This window comes from Vibrio halioticoli NBRC 102217 (assembly GCF_000496695.1).
Classification (GTDB): domain Bacteria; phylum Pseudomonadota; class Gammaproteobacteria; order Enterobacterales; family Vibrionaceae; genus Vibrio; species Vibrio halioticoli.
Window position 1 is genome coordinate 1 of sequence record NZ_BAUJ01000013.1, and the last position, 14,051, is coordinate 14,051.

Genomic DNA, 14,051 nt, shown 5'->3' on the forward strand with positions numbered 1-14,051 from the left:
ATGAACCTAATAACGAAAACTGTTGCTATCTCTTATGTTGTTTTACTGTCAGTCATTATGGGCTTTGCGCTTTTCTCCGGTGTTGTTGTGGCACCTGTACTGTTTAACTCGATTACATCCCTAGGGGAGCCCATACTCAACCGCTTCCAAGAAGGCTTGTTGATGACATCGGTATTTGTCCGCTTATCTTACCCCTTAGTTGTGGTTTGTCTGGTGTCACTGGTTTATGAATTGTTCCAATATCTGAAAAAAAGTGCAGATTGGTTGGCTTTGATCAGCATGATTTTGATGGTGGTGACGGGATTATTATTCGTTTTCTATTTCGTACCTGCAATCGTTCATATGCAAGAAAGAGGCCCTTTGGTTACACAAAGCGCGGCATTTTCATCGATTCATAAAGCGTCTGAAATTTGCTTCAAAATTACGGTTATTTCCGGAATTGTTTTAGCGGTCCGTAATATTCTTAAGTTAATTCGCTAGGGTTTACTGCATTACAAGTGGCTTGCATTACCACATTTTTGGTAGCAAGCCCATTATCTGAGTACTTTTCTCTGAAAAGCAAAATGGGAAAACCCAAAACTGTCCCCTATATTTGCAATATCCATAACTGAAACCTCATAACTGAAAACCCATATTTGCAAACCCATAACTGAAAACATAGTTTGGTTTTGGGGTTTGGCTATCTTAGTTCATACTCCACCTCATTATTCAACTGAGCGCATTAGATTTGTTATTAATCATATTAATGTGCCCGTGAATACATTTATGAGTAGGGGTGTGTAATGAGTTTGAAGATGAAAAGTGTCGTATTAGTGGGTATTTCAGCTTTGGTATTAAACGGCTGTGACGTCGCTACAGTGGATCACATTCAAGATAAACTGCAAACGACGCTAGATCATGCTGGGCAAGAACTGAATAATCTGAAGGTTGAAGCGAAACTAGAAAAGACTTTTCATCTTAGCCATGATGATGCGGTTTATGTCACTGAACACCATTTTGAGCAAGCTAAATACGTATCCAAAGTTGCTAGCCCTATCTTTACCGATGTGAAGTTTAACTTTGCCACTACTGCAATTGTTGCAGATTGGGGAAACACACTTCAAACGCCACAGCAATGGGATACCCAAGCCGAAAATAATGTTCGTCGTATGCTTGGGCAAATTGCCTTTATTGTGAATACAAAAGAATTTGCAGATCGCTTTGATAGTGCCGGTTTAGAAAAAATGGATGCGAGTGCATTCCATGCAGGTAGTGGCGATGCCAGAACTATCCCATCTAATTACACGGCATTTAAAGATGTGGTGAATGATCGCATCCAGTCTTGGAGCGATGCCACTTATCAAATGGTGGCATTTAATGTTTCTGCATCGAACAAAGGAACGGTAAATAATGGTCAGTTTGATAGTGTGCAAGGCGAGCCTAAGCTGTACGTAAGTTTAAGTGCCGCGCAAAAAACGGCTGATTTGCACAAAAACGCGGCGCAGTTGCTGCGTGAATTAACTCACACTGTTGGTTACGTGCATAATGGCGCGCTAGATACATCAACGCCGAACAACATTCCTTATTACGTTCAAGCGATTACTTCTGAAGGCGGTATGAACGATATCAACTGTGATATTTTGCTGAACAACGGCCAATTGCAAAACGGTGTGTGGGTTTCTAACTGTAATTCAAATGCATTAGATGCAGATCCAACTACGCACACACCACCGTTAACTGCAGACGATGGCGCTCAGTATTTAAATATCAATTTATTTGCTCGACTATTTGGCCAATCAGACGTGTCAAAACGTTAAGTTACTTTATCGAGTTGCTCTTGAATGAATAGACCTTAAATAAATGGGGCTTAAATCAATGGATCTTAATGAACAGATCTGTTGCATCAGAGAATGAAAAAAGCCGACAAATCTCAATTTGTCGGCTTACTTTTATCTTTTTATCTATCTAGTTTACATTGCCGGGCTATTGCAATTCGTAGCCATAAGCGCTGCTTTTAGATTAGACGTTTCTTCTAGCGCGACCGCGGACAAAGAATCCAGATAGAATCAGCATTAAGGTCAAGAAATCAAAGCTACCACCGCTTGAACCTTGCACATCGCCGCCTTCTTGTGAATCGTTGTCGCTACCGTTATCGCCTTCAGGAGTATTGTTGTCTCCATCTTCAGAGCCGTCATCACCTTCTGGTGCGTTGTCATCGCCGTCTTCAGAACCTTCGTCATTGTTGTTGAATGCGAATACAACAATTGTTGGATCGTGGTCAGAAGAGCGGTATGCGTCGTTAAACTTCACTAGATCGCCAGTGTACTGGTTAGCGTATTCAAATAACGTCGATTCAACAGCGTTAATTGACCATACTTCAGCATCAACAACGAAATCTTTAAGCTCATTATCAACTAGCACGTAATCTAGCGTACCCATAGTGTCGTTGTATGAATAGCTGTAAGTCTTTGGCTTAAGCTCTTCAACAATGTCTAGGTAATCAAATGATTCTTCGATTAACGCGCCTTCTTCACCGTGCAGTAGAGTACCGTTGGTTGCATCGCCACCAATGTAAGTGTTACGCGCTGCGTGGATTTCATAGTCTGCTGGTGCATTGTCACGGTTGGTCAATACCAAGATAGCATCTTCTTGACCGTAGCTGTTAAGGTCGCCCATAACTACTTTGTAACCGTCAATCTTATTCAGTTCTTGAGCCAGTTGGTAAGCGGCTGATACACGGAAGTGCTCACAGCTACCTTGCAGGTTCACATCGTTTTCTTGATCAGCCGTTGCTTCATCTTCCCAACACGTCGAACCTTTTGATTTGAAGTGGTTGGTCGAGATCACCAGATCTTTTTCTGCATTTTCAACAGCGAAAGAAGCAGTGAATGCATCACGCTGATACGCGCTCTTAGTGCTGCCATTTTCAGTTACGTGTTGCTGTGGCAGTTCAATCACGTAAGTGTCATTTAGCGTAGTAGTGCTAGGGCGATAAATGATTTTGTTAGTGATTGCATCCGTACCTACAAAGCCTTCACCTTCAAGGTCGCTAGGCATAGCAATTTTGTATTGGTCAGCTTCGTCTAGATGGCTGTTTAGCGCTTCAACCAGAACATGGATAGCAGAGTTTTCGTCAAAACCGTTGTTTTCAATTTCAATTAGACCGTAGATGTCAGCGTCGATAGCAACTAATGCGCTAACGATTTTCTCTAATTGCATATCAAATTCAGCAACGCTTTCTGCGCCACGGTTGCTGTTGGTTGGGTTATCGCGACCACCAAATGGAGAGTTGAAGAAGTTAAGCACGTTGAAGCTAGAAACAACTAAGTCTCCCTCTTCTAGGTTAGGTGCTTGTGAACGTTCGTTCTCAACAAAAGTGCTGTTGTCAGCTGTGTTGTGTACGTATAGGCGGTATTCAGAATATGAGTAACCTAGTACGCCTGTTAAACCTTCTTCGCTAAGTTGCGCGCCAACACGGATGTAGTCATCACTAGTGCCTGTGCCGTTGTCTTTCGCAAAGTTAGGGTACCAAGGTACAACGCCATCTGCTGCATCCATTGATGATTCAACGAATAGACGACGATCAGCGTTGCTTGCATCTTGCTCAGCTGCGTCATCCGTTAGTGGCGTGTTCAGTTGGTTTGGATGGTAGTTAACTGATTGATGAGCTAGTACCATGTTGTTGCGGTATGCGCTGTAATCAAAACCAAAAGTACGTGCAACGTGCATGTCAGTTTCAGCGTTTACACGCACCAACATACCTTCGTAACGCTCTAGCGTTTGCTCGAAGTCTTCATCGCTTTCAAGGGCTGTAATGGTCGTTGGCTCAATGTTTTCACCTTCACCAAGCACTTCAACAAATGCGCGCGCTGAAGTAGAACCTAGCTGAGTCCAAGAGTAGTGCTCTTGCACTTTTGCGGTAACCGCAACTTCGTCACCGACCTTGATGTTGCTAACAGTAGCGTTAACAAAAATGCCGTTTGAAGCATTTGTAGTCGTGTCTGCTGGATCTTGCATAAAGAATCCAGTAAGAAGATCGTTATCTAGATTTGAACTTTGTACGTGAGTGACAACGCCTTTTACAACAAACGTTTCTTCTGATTCAAATTGGTAGTTTGCAGGGTCTGTGTACGGTGACCACTGACCTTCGCCTTGCAGCTGTGCAATAGTGGCTTCTTCACCAACTGGTGCTTCAGGCGCTTCTCCTGAATCACAACTGGCTGCGATATTACCTATGTCGCTCCAGTCATTTTGAGGGAATGTTAGCCACTGTGATTCATTCCATGTGCCATCCGCTGAGTAGTCACAGCGAACTAGAGTTCTTTCATCATGAAAATACTCTTCAGGCTCACCACTTGGTCCAAATAAATCAATCACTTCACCGTTCAATACGAGACGAAGTGGGTCATTACCGTTGAAGTTTACAAGGGTGTTATTTACGTCATCAAATAGTGCGTTTAAGTCCGCTACAGCACTAGAGTTTCCAACAACGTAAGTTTCAAAAGGTTGTAGAGTGATTCCGTCTAGTGCAAAGTTTGGAGCCCAAGTTCCACCAAAGTTGGTTTCTTTTTGCAAAAGATAACCGTCTAGAGTGACTGCGCTATCGCCAATGTTGGCAATTTCAATGGCTTTATTATTACCTGATCCTTCAACCACTTCTGAAATTATAATATTGGCATTTGCACCGCCAGCCGCTAATAAGCAGGGTAGAGTCCAAGCCATTTTTATCTTGTTCATTGTTTTCCTTGATATAGGTTGTTTTGCTTGGCCGGAATCTTAATTATTAAATATTACATTTATATTTTTTGATAAATTTATAAAAATAGTGAGTTTATTTATAATTATATATATATTCATTTCTACATTATAAATACTCAAGTTGCTGTAATTTATAGTTAATTATGCCTAATAAACGCTCTTTTGTAATGTAATTCAAGTGTAACTGTCATAGTAAGTTAATATTTTAGTTCTCAATTTAAACCCCAATAAGTAATTATTCATGACAAATTAATCATTGTCATAATTCCTTAATTTATAAACTTTAGGATGCATCGCATATTCAACATCACAAGACTGAAATTGAAAAAATAGGAATTGAAATGAACAAGAAAATATTAGCTTTAGCTGTTGTAGCTGGCTTAGTAGGTTGTAATTCTTCTAGCTCAGATAATGAAGCGCAAAGCGGTGAATCATTTGACCTTCGTATTTTGCACATCAACGATCATCACTCAAAACTAGATGCAACAGGTCCAGTTGAGTTGACTCTTGGTGGTGTTGAAGCTGAAGTTGAAGTAGGTGGTTTCCCACGCCTTGTAACTAAGTTCAACGAACTGCAAAACGACAACACGCTTCGTTTGCATGCGGGTGATGCAATCACAGGTACTATGTACTACAGCTTGTTCCGTGAAGAGCTTCCTGATGCACTAATGATGAACCAAGTGTGTTTTGATGCATTCGCATTAGGTAACCATGAATTTGATGATGGTAACGAGCAACTGGCTCACTTCATCGATACGTTACAAAATGGCACTGACGGATGTGGTACAGAAGTACTTGCTGCTAACATCGAAGTACCTTCAACTAACCCTATTTACGATATGTATGCGCCGTACAAAGTTTTTGACGTAGCAGGACAAAAAGTAGGTGTTATCGGTATTGATATCGCAGCTAAAACTCAGGCGTCATCTTCTCCTTCAGAAGACACTACTTTCCTAGACGAAGTAGAAACTTCTCAACAATACATCGATACCCTACAAGAGCAGGGCGTAGATAAGATCGTATTGCTTACGCACTACACATACGATAACGACGTTGCAATGGCTAAGCAGTTAACTGGCGTTGATGTCATTGTAGGTGGTGACAGCCACACGTTACTGGGTGACAAAGAATTCCACGAGACAATCGGCTACGGTAACCCACTAGGTGAATACCCAACAGTAGTGACTAATGCTTCTGGTGACGAAGTGTGTGTTGTTACCGCTTGGGATAACGCGCAAGTACTTGGCGAGCTAAACATCAGCTTTGATGAAGCAGGCAACGTAACTCAGTGTGCGGGTACTCCACACCTATTGCTAGGCGATGAGTTCACTAACCCAGACGAAGACAGCGACGGCACTCTAACTGCAGAGCAGCTTGAAACAATCGAAACTTACATTGTAGATACTCCACAGCTAAGCATTGTTGAGAAAGACGACGGCACTTCTGAAAAACTGGCACATTTTGCTGACCAAGTTGAAGAGAAAATGCTAGAAGTTATCGGCAACAGCAACGGCCTACTATGTAACGAGCGTACGCCAGGTTCTAACCACTCTTCTGGTTCTCTTTGTACTGAAGGCAGTGAAGAGCGTGAGTTTATGAATAAGCACGGCAGCATCATGGCTAACGTAGTTGCAGAAGCGTTTGTAGACATGTCTTTGCGTTCTGACCTTGCGATTCAAAACAGTGGTGGTGTACGTACCACTATCGAAGAGGGTGATGTTTCTGTAGGTCACGCATTCAACGTTCTGCCATTTACTAACTTCCTAGTGAACTTAAACATGACAGGCCAAGAGATCATCAACACGCTAGAAGACGCGATTGATAACGTAGTAGCAAACAACTCAAGTGGTGCATTCCCTGCGGCAGCAAACCTACGTTTTGATGTTGATATGAACGCAGACAACGGTCAGCGCGTAAGCAATGTAGAAGCTCGTCGTAAAAACACTGACGGTACATTTGGTGAGTGGCATGACATTGAACTAGACAACGAGTACGTAGTAGTAACAAACGACTTCATCGCCGCTGGTGGCGACCGTTACGACTCATTTGTTCCAGTATATGAAGATGCAGATCGTCGTGAAGATACTGGTCTTCTATACACAGATTCTTTGATTAACTACATCAAGAAGTTAGAAGCAAACGGTCAGTCTTTAGAAATCCCTGAAGCGTCTGAAATGTCTGTACAAAACTTCACTCCTTTAAACTAAGAGTGTTGAGCTGATATAGCTTAATGCAAATTAGCGTATAAGACTTGAGGCTTATTATATTTTTAATAAGCCTCATTTTTATTTTTAATAGTAAATAAAAAGAGAGCACTTCTGCCAAGGCATTGCGCTTTAGTTATGAATACTAAATGGGCTCATTTTTTATGCATCGACAAGCAAATACGATGGCACATAAAGCCTGTTTCTGGGTGCTCGCTGACACTTCGCACTCCACAGTTAAAAAGCTGAGAAATTGTTCAATCAAAGTGTGGGTTATATCAGCGCTATGACGAATATTGCAATGTCGAATGAAATAGCGGTTCTAATAGAGGTAGGGTTTTTCTATTTGATAGCTGTAATGGCGTACCCTGATCTCTGTCCGTATAGTCTCCAAAAATGTGAATCGCCCCATAACCGTTACTTTACTAATGCACTATATACAGTTCAAGTTAAGATAATCACTATGAAAAAGGTGCATAAATCGTTTGATTGGCGCATCGATAATGCTAACTTTTAGCCATCAACACATTATTATCAATAGTTTGTAATATATATAAAAGTGCTATGCAGACCTCGTAAACACTTTTGCATCTTTTTTATCTGCTAAATTGTTATATTTAATCTATATTTTTATTAAAAATGCATCTACAACAAACACTTACAAATGATGCTTTGACGACGATACTTGCAAGAAAGCAGGAGGTTATCCTACTGCAAATGAATAAACTGTTAGCTATTTTGGAGATTTTGGTGTTAATAGAGTACATAGTGATGGGTGTTAGTTTAGTGGCGGCCATAGTTGCCATAGCTGATTTTTTTAAAAACTTTATTAAGTATAAACTAGTAATCTTTGCTCTAGCGTTGTTGCTTACAGGGAGTGTAACCTACCAATTTCATTTGGTACAAAAACAAAATTCAAAAGATCTCATTGTGAGTGAAATGCAAAGAAGTGCCAAAATAGTCTCAGATTCTATTTTAATTACTGGCTGGGAAGCAACAGGTGACTATTTAGGTTACCTAACTCAAATTACTGGCTTTTATGTTACTTATGATTCCTTTTATCCTGTAGAGGCAAAAACGTACCAGTCAGAGCTAAATGATTGGAGAGAGTATTTTTCTGAAAAGAGAAAAGCTAGAGAAACAATCTACCGTAGTGAAATTGAACCTATGAGGGGATTAGTTCAATCAGCTGAAGAGCACTTGGAAAAAATAGCGCGTAAAAACAGCTAACTAGGCAATAAAACGGACACGTAACAGTTGGCTCGGTTCCGCTTAGCTACACATCTTAGCCAACCATTACTTAGCTGCTTATTGTAGCGTTATAGCGCTACACATTTCGGAGTACATCGTGTTCAAGAAAAAATTTGAAATAATACAAAAAAGAATGGAGTTAAACCTCCAAGAAATAAGGGAGTCGTTGTCTCATAGTGGAGATAGGGGTTCTTCTGCCGAAGGGGTTGTTCGTGAGTTTTTGTGCTCATACTTGCCACCATATAACCGAATAGGTGAAGGTGAAATAATCGATATTAATGGAGCGCAGACAACTCAATTAGACTTAATAATAACTAACGAATATCACCCTACTTTAAACGACCTTTCTGGGCCAGAGATGTTCATAATTGAAGGGGTGGCATGTGTAGGGGAAGTAAAAACCAAGCTAAACTCACAAGACATAGATACTCTGATTCAAAGCTGTATTACCTATAAATCATTGAAGCCGGAGTTACAAGATGGGATGAGTGTTCATGGCAATCGGTCTGACATTTTCCGATTTGTAGACCACCGTCCATACTTCATTTTTGCATTTGAATCCCAACTGGCTATTGCAACAATACACCAAAAGCTTAGAGATTATTATCTTGAAAATGGTACTCCAGTTGAACAACAAATTGATGCTGTATTTTGCTTAGACCGCGGAACTATATGGAATTTTGGTGATGGTACTGGTAGCTATCAATACAAAGTTTCTAATATATCGCAACCAGGTCTTCATATAACTAACCAAACGAACGACGGTGTATTGTTTGATTTAATGTCTTGGATAAGCTCTGTTATCCCAAGGTATACGTACCCAAGAGCACCAATACAGCGGTACCTAGCGCCATAATAAATGGGGTCAGGTCTTTCTTTTTGCACAAAAACCTCCAAAAGCAAAATTCAAGACCTGACCCAGAGATAGCTCTCGATACTTCGTGGCGAAGCCTGATCATCAAAAGGGATGTGTGGTGAAATAGGGACACCAGTGTGTTTCCATTCATCTTCATAGATGAACGAGAACTCTGTTTCGGTTCCGAATTGCTTCTCACACTGTTTTCACCTTGGGAGGTTATTTGGTTATGTGGATGAACAAATAAGTTTAAGACGATAAGGCGTAACGACAGCCCTAAGATATCCATGAGGACAAGTACATTGGTAAAGGTGACACTGGTATCGCCTTTTTCAATCTTTATGATTGTCCTACGAGATAAATTAGCTTTTGAAGCGAGATCATCAATACGCCAGCCTCTATCGGTGCGCTTTGAGCGAATGGCGCTTCCCAGCATTTCCAAGCTAGACCAGAATTTAAACTTATATACCACCACACTTCGACCTAGAACCAAGTATCAATAAATCAGTTTGTTAGAATGCTCATATAAATTCAAGCAGATTAAAGAGAATAAAACATGATAGCTGTTATTTTTGAAGTTCAAATTGCTGAGGGTAAAACGGCAGAATACTTAGATATCGCCAATGAGATAAAGTCACAATTGTTTGAAATAGAGGGGTTTATTTCCGTTGAGCGTTTTCAAAGCCTTACCAATGAAGGCAAAGTTCTTTCTCTTTCATTTTGGGAAAATGAAGAGTCAATTCAAGAATGGCGTGCATTAGAGTCGCACAGGTACGCACAATCTAAAGGGCGTGATGGTGTATTTAAAGACTATCGACTGAGAGTCGCAGGTGTTATGAGGGACTATGGTATAAACCATCGCTCTGAAGCTCCTAAAGATAGCATCGAAGTTCATGGGTGATATGACGAAATTGATAATTGTCATGAGCCGATTTGCTATGCGTTGCGTTTAGTGTTTAAGTTGCTGCACGCAGACACATTTTTCTACGCGACTTTTGGTTCAAGGTCGCAAGCTCCCATTACAACACCAAAAGTAGCTCCGCAAAACGCGCGCATGAGCAAGGCGCTATATGCCAGTAATCAGAAAGTCGATAGCGGCAATGATCTCGTCTCTAAATGTGCTGAGTTCATTGACAGGCTCACGTAGGATTTTAGTTGGTACACTTGCCATTTGGTGAGTCAAAATAATGAAGTCACCTTCATCAATATGTATCACAGGGCATAGGTGACTAGGTGCTTTCTTTTCTAACAGTTCAACAGGTGTTAGTGGGATGACTAGCCGGGTGTTCAGTGTATCGAGTAATTCGCTCTGAACATCAACAAAGTAAGGGTAAGCAGTTGCAGTGCCCTTATCGTTGTTTTGGTATAGTGCAAATTGTGACATTAGAATACTCGGTAAGAGTCAGAAAATAGACCATGCTTTTCAGTGAGCTCGTTGCAAGCATTGATAGCTTCAGAATTTTGCTCTTGCCATTCAGCTTTAAGGCGTTGGCTTACTTCTTTCTCAAGGGCTTTTTCCATTGTTGCTGACAAGTTAATTTTCAGACGTTTCGCCTCTGCTAGCAGCTCGCTATTCAAACTTAAGTTGGCTGCTTTCTTTGGTGCTTGTCTATCAAATGCGTTTCTCATAGTATCAACCCATGCGTATTTTGTATGCGCATTAATTATAGGTGCGCGCTAGACATATAACAAACAATTTTCCCCACGCTTGGCATTTTTGGTTTGGGTCAAGTTCAGTGTTTACGGCATCTAAATTAGGTGTTGTGCTAGTGTGGCTCACCCCTTAATTGGGCGTAATGTGAAAAAGGTACTAAATAAGTCAGTGAGTAAAATTTTACCTATCATTTTTTGCGCTTAACGGCTTAGCTTATTTGCAACATTTACTTAGCGGAAACCCCCAATCCATTTATAGTGCTTCCTATGGAACAATGGCGCCTCAGTACTCCAGATCTAAAACACTGTTGTCCAACAAGAAGCTAGATCTTTACGCCAAAAAATACCCCATAAAACAAATATCTATCCCCAAAAAACGCCTTAATGAGTCTGGGATGACTATCATTAAGGCGTTTGAGTGCATTTGTAAGGTTAAAGCAACAGCAAAGCGCAATGGCTGGTACTTCTATTCTCTTTTTTGCTATTAAAAATGACTAATTAATTAATTAAAAATCAACAGCTTAACCAGTAAATGCAGGTAGGAAACCAACCATGGACATAAAGTGGAATACCGCAGTTAACACACCAAAAGCAATTACGCCGTAAACCATCGCGTTGCCGCCAGGTGCTTTAAAGGTGTTTTCATCAGTATTTGTTTTACGTGCTTTGTACACTAGAAGTGCAGGGATGATACAAGTCCATACTGTTGCTGCTGCGCCTGCGTAACCGATAGCGATAACAAAACCGAATGGGAACAGTAAAGAAAGCACCAGTGGTGGTAGGAAAGTCACAGCCCAAGTTTTACCACGACCTTGTTTAGTGTCATCAAATTTGCACAAGTCAGCTAGGTAATCAAATACGCCCAGACCTACACCAATGAACGATGACAAGATAGCCGCCATAGAGAAGGTGTTGATTGCACTTGCTACTCGCTCAGATTCAATGACAGAGCCTAAAGCGCCAAGTAGGGCATCAATGTTGCCACCTTGCTCGATGATAGGTACAAAGTCAGTACGTGGCAGGTTGCCAAAAATGCTGAATAACCATAGGAAGTACAAAGCTAATGCGATACTTGTACCAAGTAGAATCGCTTTACTGGCTCTTTTCTCATCACCGTAATAAGAACGCATAGAACCTACAGAGTGGTGGTAGCCAAAAGAGGTCAGTGCGACAGGCAGCATAGCCAGTACATAAGGAGTGTAACTTGCGTTGCTATTGATTGAGTCAGACAAAATCGCGAAATCAACATTAACCGCTAGCCCTGATACGCCAAACACAAAACTTAAAATCATAAAAGTAATGAGAACGACCGAAATACGGTCTACAGCGCGAGTAGAGTGCCAGACAAAAATGGAGAAAACTAAAACGAATAGAATAGAGGAGATCTGACTGCTAACGCCGAGCATATCTTGCAGGATCAAACCTGAAGACGTGATGTAAGCGTACAGTAAGATGCCACCCACGAAGTAAACGGTTAAGTTGTTAAATAGGTTAACTTTTTCCCCAAGAATATCCTTAGTTACAGTGTTAAAAGAAGCTTTTAAATCGTAGCTTTTGTACGCTTCAAGTAGCATCCAACCAGAGATGGTCATGACTGCCATTGTGAGGGAAATAGCAACGATTGACCAGAAGGTCCATGCGCCCGCTCCCGCACTTGGAAGGCCTAGCATTCCTGCGCCCACACAGACGCTAGCAATGATACATGCGCCTCCAATGAGGGAAGGACCTTTTTCCTTCGCTCCCTGTTTTTCTAAGGGCATATCAATACTTTGTGCCATAGATGATCCTTTGTTTCACGTTATTAGAATTTAATACCCAAACCTATTTTTATTTATGATGGTTTTTTGGGTCTGAAATATAAAAGGCCCCAAAAGTTGAGGCCTTATATTGTGTTGCTTATGCTGTTTCTAGTACTTTTTCTTCAGTCTTAGGTGCAACTTTTACTGACTCAACTTCTTTTAGTCGAGCAGTGAAGTGACGCAATACTTTAGGTTCGTAAGTGAACTCAAGTCCTTTCACATTGGCTGCATTCTCTTTAACTTTCTGGAATGCTTCGATAACGAAGTCCATGTGTGTTTGCGTGTAAGTTGCACGTGGGATAGTCAAACGCAGTAGCTCAGCTGGACATGGGTGTTGCTTACCTGTAGCAGGATCGCGACCCAATAGTAGAGAACCAATTTCAACCGCACGAATACCGGCAACTTTGTATAGCTCACAAGCCAGTGCGTGTGCTGGGAATTGACCTGCAGGGATATGAGGAAGAAGTTTGCCTGCATCAACGAATGCAGCGTGTCCGCCTGCTTGTTGACAAACAATGCCAATTTTCTCTAGGCCATCAACCAAGTATTGAACCTGACCGATACGGTAAGCTAGCCACTCTTGACGCATGCCGTCATATAGACCAACCGCTAGACGTTCCATTGCGCCGCCTTCAAGACCGCCGTAAGTAGGGAAGCCTTCTTGAACAACACATAAAGTACGACATTCAGTGTACGAATCTAGCATTGAGTCATCTTTGAAACACAACAAGCCGCCCATTTGTACCATTGCGTCTTTCTTAGCAGACATTGCTAGGCCGTCAGCATACTTGTAAGTTTCGCGAGTGATTTCTTGGATAGTCCAATCTTGGTAGCCTTCTTCACGTTGCTGAATAAAGTAAGCATTTTCAGCGTAGCGAGCAGAATCCATGATGACTGGGATGTCATATTTTTGTGCCATTTCGTACACAGCTTTTAGGTTAGCAATAGAAACTGGCTGACCACCTGCAGAGTTACAAGTAATTGTGCTAACAATGTAAGGTACGTTGTTAGGGCCTGCTTCTAAAATAGCTTCTTCTAGTTTTACTAAGTCGAAGTTACCTTTAAAGTCTGCGTTTACTGAAGTATCAAATGCTTCTTCTGTATAAACGTTTTTCGCAACACAGCAGTTAACTTGAGTGTGGCCTTGAGTTGTATCGAAGAAGTAGTTAGAAAGTGCAACCATCTTATTGCGGTCTAGGCCTTTCTCCATTTCACGTTTCTTAATAAGAACAGGAATATAAATCTGCTCTGCACCACGTCCTTGGTGAGTTGGAATCGTGTGCTCGTAACCGAAGATATCTTTTACGGCATTTGCTAGAGCGTAGTAGCTGCGGCTACCACTGTAGGCTTCATCACCACGTAGCATAGCGGCTTGCATTTCTTGAGTAATAGCGCCGGTGCCACTGTCTGTTAGTAGGTCAACAAATACATCTTCACTGTCCAGTAGAAACGGGTTCATTCCTGATTTGATGATAGCTTCTTCGCGGTACTCACGAGTTGTGCGTTTCACAGGCTCGATTACACGAATGCGGAATGGTTCTGGTAGATGCT

Annotated in this window: 12 protein-coding genes and 1 pseudogene; 6 read left to right on the top strand and 7 right to left on the bottom strand. The window is 41.4% G+C overall.

Annotated features, from left to right (window positions below; translation table 11 throughout):
* Window positions 1–480: DUF4149 domain-containing protein (locus tag VHA01S_RS05385; RefSeq protein WP_023403340.1), on the top strand; the 480-nt coding region annotated here is incomplete at its 5' end.
* 302 nt (window positions 481–782) lie between these two features.
* On the top strand, window positions 783–1,796 hold the full coding sequence (locus VHA01S_RS05390; RefSeq protein WP_156916960.1) for a hypothetical protein: 1,014 nt from the start codon (window positions 783–785) through the stop codon (window positions 1,794–1,796).
* Window positions 1,797–1,998: 202 nt separating this feature from the next.
* On the opposite strand, the gene VHA01S_RS05395 is transcribed toward VHA01S_RS05390, so the two are convergent.
* Window positions 1,999–4,716 carry an ExeM/NucH family extracellular endonuclease gene (locus VHA01S_RS05395; protein ID WP_023403342.1) on the bottom strand — a complete coding sequence of 906 codons (2,718 nt, stop codon included), beginning with the start codon at window positions 4,714–4,716 and terminating at the stop codon, window positions 1,999–2,001.
* 362 nt (window positions 4,717–5,078) lie between these two features.
* Here VHA01S_RS05395 and VHA01S_RS05400 point away from each other — a divergent pair, with 362 nt between their 5' ends.
* Entirely contained in the window at window positions 5,079–6,944 is a 1,866-nt protein-coding gene (locus VHA01S_RS05400; protein WP_023403343.1) for a bifunctional metallophosphatase/5'-nucleotidase, read from the top strand.
* A gap of 142 nt (window positions 6,945–7,086) precedes the next feature.
* Here the strand turns inward: VHA01S_RS05400 and VHA01S_RS18785 are convergent, their stop codons facing one another.
* The gene (locus VHA01S_RS18785) at window positions 7,087–7,251 is read right to left on the bottom strand and encodes a phage integrase N-terminal SAM-like domain-containing protein (protein WP_205530090.1); all 165 of its coding nucleotides are present in this window, start codon (window positions 7,249–7,251) and stop codon (window positions 7,087–7,089) included.
* A 407-nt stretch (window positions 7,252–7,658) separates the two neighbouring features.
* On the opposite strand from VHA01S_RS18785, the gene VHA01S_RS05410 reads away from it, so the two are divergent.
* Entirely contained in the window at window positions 7,659–8,171 is a 513-nt protein-coding gene (locus VHA01S_RS05410; RefSeq protein WP_039970235.1) for a hypothetical protein, read from the top strand.
* Between the two features lie 118 nt (window positions 8,172–8,289).
* On the top strand, window positions 8,290–9,048 hold the full coding sequence (locus VHA01S_RS05415) for a DUF6602 domain-containing protein (RefSeq protein ID WP_023403346.1): 759 nt from the start codon (window positions 8,290–8,292) through the stop codon (window positions 9,046–9,048).
* 181 nt (window positions 9,049–9,229) lie between these two features.
* Here VHA01S_RS05415 and VHA01S_RS18040 read toward each other — a convergent pair.
* Window positions 9,230–9,484: pseudogene (locus tag VHA01S_RS18040) on the bottom strand (helix-turn-helix domain-containing protein); the annotation flags it as partial.
* A 120-nt stretch (window positions 9,485–9,604) separates the two neighbouring features.
* On the opposite strand from VHA01S_RS18040, the gene VHA01S_RS05420 reads away from it, so the two are divergent.
* Window positions 9,605–9,949 carry an antibiotic biosynthesis monooxygenase family protein gene (locus tag VHA01S_RS05420; RefSeq protein ID WP_023403347.1) on the top strand — a complete coding sequence of 115 codons (345 nt, stop codon included), beginning with the start codon at window positions 9,605–9,607 and terminating at the stop codon, window positions 9,947–9,949.
* A 165-nt stretch (window positions 9,950–10,114) separates the two neighbouring features.
* On the opposite strand, the gene VHA01S_RS05425 is transcribed toward VHA01S_RS05420, so the two are convergent.
* The 4 genes from VHA01S_RS05425 to tnaA form a co-directional block, all read right to left on the bottom strand.
* Window positions 10,115–10,432, bottom strand: coding sequence for a CcdB family protein (locus VHA01S_RS05425; RefSeq protein WP_023403348.1), 318 nt, complete (start codon window positions 10,430–10,432; stop codon window positions 10,115–10,117).
* Window positions 10,432–10,677, bottom strand: coding sequence for a type II toxin-antitoxin system CcdA family antitoxin (locus tag VHA01S_RS05430; RefSeq protein WP_023403349.1), 246 nt, complete (start codon window positions 10,675–10,677; stop codon window positions 10,432–10,434). The genes VHA01S_RS05425 and VHA01S_RS05430 overlap by 1 nt, the downstream gene beginning before the upstream one ends.
* A 545-nt stretch (window positions 10,678–11,222) precedes the next feature.
* Window positions 11,223–12,479, bottom strand: a complete 1,257-nt coding sequence (locus tag VHA01S_RS05440; RefSeq protein ID WP_023403350.1) for an aromatic amino acid transporter — start codon at window positions 12,477–12,479, stop codon at window positions 11,223–11,225.
* 118 nt (window positions 12,480–12,597) lie between these two features.
* On the bottom strand, window positions 12,598–14,051 hold a 1,454-nt coding region (gene tnaA, locus VHA01S_RS05445; protein WP_023403351.1), incomplete at its 5' end, for a tryptophanase.

Excerpts from the sequence above, each read along its gene's own strand:
- VHA01S_RS05425 (WP_023403348.1), bottom strand. The coding sequence starts at position 10,432 with ATGTCACAATTTGCACTATACCAAAACAACGATAAGGGCACTGCAACT.
- VHA01S_RS05410 (WP_039970235.1), top strand. The coding sequence starts at position 7,659 with ATGAATAAACTGTTAGCTATTTTGGAGATTTTGGTGTTAATAGAGTAC.
- VHA01S_RS05400 (WP_023403343.1), top strand. The coding sequence starts at position 5,079 with ATGAACAAGAAAATATTAGCTTTAGCTGTTGTAGCTGGCTTAGTAGGT.
- VHA01S_RS05430 (WP_023403349.1), bottom strand. The coding sequence starts at position 10,677 with ATGAGAAACGCATTTGATAGACAAGCACCAAAGAAAGCAGCCAACTTA.
- VHA01S_RS05395 (WP_023403342.1), bottom strand. The coding sequence starts at position 4,716 with ATGAACAAGATAAAAATGGCTTGGACTCTACCCTGCTTATTAGCGGCT.
- VHA01S_RS05420 (WP_023403347.1), top strand. The coding sequence starts at position 9,605 with ATGATAGCTGTTATTTTTGAAGTTCAAATTGCTGAGGGTAAAACGGCA.
- VHA01S_RS05390 (WP_156916960.1), top strand. The coding sequence starts at position 783 with ATGAGTTTGAAGATGAAAAGTGTCGTATTAGTGGGTATTTCAGCTTTG.
- VHA01S_RS05440 (WP_023403350.1), bottom strand. The coding sequence starts at position 12,479 with ATGGCACAAAGTATTGATATGCCCTTAGAAAAACAGGGAGCGAAGGAA.